This window comes from Streptomyces javensis (assembly GCF_039525925.1).
GTDB lineage: Bacteria > Actinomycetota > Actinomycetes > Streptomycetales > Streptomycetaceae > Streptomyces > Streptomyces asiaticus.
This window is the reverse complement of record NZ_BAAAIF010000208.1, coordinates 1-3059: the sequence shown is the minus strand read 5'-3', so window position 1 is coordinate 3059 and position 3059 is coordinate 1. Positions and strand designations below refer to the sequence as shown.

Annotated in this window: 1 protein-coding gene; it reads right to left on the bottom strand. The window is 68.3% G+C overall.

Annotated elements, in window-relative coordinates:
* Positions 1-3045: type I polyketide synthase (locus tag ABD329_RS47570; protein WP_344318241.1), on the bottom strand; the 3045-nt coding region annotated here is incomplete at its 3' end.
* Positions 3046-3059: the final 14 nt, after the last annotated feature.

The window sequence follows — 3059 nt, the reverse complement described above, 5'->3', positions numbered from 1 at the left end:
GGCATCCGTCCCACCCGCCACCAAATCCCACAACCCCTCCGGCGAGACCACACCACCCGGATACCGACACCCCACACCCACAATCGCAATCGGCTCCGCATCCACACCGACCACAGACGGCACCGCAACAGCAACCTCCGACCGCACACCCACACCCACACCCAACCGACCGTCCAGATACCCGGCGATGGCCGAAGGCGTCGGGTAGTCAAAGATCAACGTGGTCGGGAGTCGAAGCCCGGTGGCTGCCCCAAGCTGGTTGCGCAGCTCGATCGCGGTCAGGGAGTCAAAGCCCAGATCCTTCAGCGCGCGGTCGGCATCGACTCCAGCAGGGTCCGCATGCCCCAGCACCGTCGCCACATGGGAACGGACCAGCTCCAGCAGCAACCGCTCACGCTCCTGCGGCGCCACACCCGCCAGCCGATCCCGCCACGCACCAGACCCACCCCGCCCCACCGCAACCCGGCGCACCGCACCCCGCACCACATTCCGCAACAACGCCGGAACCGGCACACCACCACGCCCATGAAACGCCCCCACATCCACACGCACCGGCAACACCACACCACGCCCCACCCCCTGAGCGACGTCGAAGAGAGCAAGGCCCTCTTCCGCGGTGAGTCCGGTGGTGCCGCCGCGAGCCATGCGAGCGAGGTCGGTCTCGCTGAGGTTCTGGGTGATTCCGCTGGCTTGAGCCCACAGCCCCCAGCCCAGGGAGAGGGCAGGCAGACCGTGGGCGTGGCGGTGCTGGGCCAGGGCGTCGAGGAAGGCGTTGGCCGCCGCGTAACTCCCCTGCCCGCCGGCCCCGAGCGTGGCCGCGGCAGAGGAGTACAGCACGAACGCCTCCAACCCCATGTCCCGGGTCAGCTCATGCAGATGCCAAGCCGCATCCACCTTCGGCCCGAGCACCCGCTGAACGCGCTCATCGCTCAGCCCCTCCACGACACCGTCGTCGACAACCCCCGCGGTGTGCACCACACCCCTGAGCGGTGCCTCCGACGAAATGCCGGCCAGCAGCTCACGTACGGCTTCGCGGTCGGCCACATCGCAGGCGGCAACAGCGACCGACGCTCCGGCCGCCTCCAGCTCGGCCACCAACTCGGCTGTCCCTGGCGCATCCGGCCCCCTGCGGCTCGCCAGCAGCAGATGCTCCACCCCGTGCTCGGCCACCAGATGCCGAGCGAGCAGACCCGCCAGCACACCCGACGCACCCGTCACCAACACCGTCCCGTCAGAGACCAGTGGCATAGAAGCTTGGGGGGTCGCGGGCTTCGTCACCCGGCCCAATCGCGGAACCAGGACGGTCTCACCCCGGACCGCCAGCTGCGGCTCCTCCGCACCAGCGGTGATGACACGCACCACCGCGTCCGCCGCAGCGGGGCTGATCTCGCTGCCGTGGTCGGGGTCGTGGTCCAGGAGGAGGAACCTGTCAGGGTTCTCGGTCTGCACCGACCGCAACAGCCCCCACACCGGAGCCTGCGCCAGGCCGGTCACATCCTCCCCCGTCTCCGTAGCGACCGCACCGCAGGTGGCCACCACCAGACGAGACCCGAACAAACGCTCCTCACCCAACCACCGCCGTACCGAAGACAGCACAGCAGAAAGCGACTCCCGCACCCCGGCAACCACGTCCCCGTCACCAGCGCCCGCCGGACAGGACAGCACCACGGTCTCAGGCGCCGCCTCGCCCTCGTCGAGCGCACTGATCAACGCGGACACATCCACATACCTGGCACACGATCCGCCCGCACGGACCACCGCCTCACCCAACCCAGCGTCCGGCCCCACGAGCGCCCACGCACCCCCGGAAGCATTCGGCGTGCCGGTGCCGGAGGAGTCGAGGGGGTGCCAGTCCAGCTCGAACAGGGAGTCGTAACGACTGGTCTGGGCGGCCTGCAACTGCTCAGCCGAAATCGGCCGCAGAGCCAGGGACTCGATGGACACCACCGGCTGGCCCGCCGCGTCCGCCACCTCCAGCGCCACCGCATCCGGTCCCGATCCCGCCCGAGTCAGCCGCACCCGCACCACCGACGCACCCGAGGCGTGCAACCGCACCCCCGACCAGGCAAACGGAACACGTACGGCTTGCTCATCCTGATCCGAAGCAATCAGCGCCACCGCATGCAATACGGCGTCCAGCAGCGCCGGATGCACCCCGAACCGCTCGACTTCAGCAACCAGCTCCTGCGGAAGACGGACCTGAGCGAACACCTCCTCACCACGCCGCCAGACCGACTCCAACCCCCGGAAAGCCGGACCATAGCCAAACCCACGCTCAACAAACCCGGCATAAAACCCCTCCGGATCCGACATCACCACCTCAGCACCCACTGGCGGCCACTGCTCCAACACCATCCCGCCACCAGCGGCCGGCTCCTCCACGGCCAACAACCCACGCGCATGACAGTTCCACATCGTGTCATCCGCGCTCGCCGCATCCTCGGGATGCGAGTAGACCGCAACCGGCCGCAGGCCAGCCGCATCCGGTTCCTCGACCACCACCTGAACCTGGACCCCACCCCGCTCGGGCAGGACCAACGGCGCCTCCAGCGTCAGCTCCTCCACCCGACCGCAACCGACCTGATCGCCCGCACGGATCACCAACTCGACCAACGCAGCCCCCGGGACCAGCACCGATCCCAGCACCCGGTGATCAGCAAGCCACGGGTGCGTCTCCAACGACAGCCGACCCGTGAGGTAGACCGAATTGTGTGCCGCGGATTTCAACATCGCACTGAGCAGCGAATGGTCAACATGCCCCTGCCCGATACCGGTGGCGTCAACTGCTTGGATCGGAGCATCAAGCCAGTACCGTTGCCGTTGAAAGGCATACGTGGGCAGGTCCAGGCGAGGCACCGAAGTGTTGGTGGCAGCGCCCACCGCGGGTGACCAGTCGATAGACGCACCAGTGACGAACTGCCGTGCCAAGCAGCTCAACAGGGCCTGCACTTCCGGCTGGTCGCGGCGCAGGGAGGCGATGACATCCGGCCCAGCACCAGGGCCGTCCTCGCTCTCGTTGTGGTGGGCGAGGCAGTTGTGGGTCATGGCGGTCAGGACGC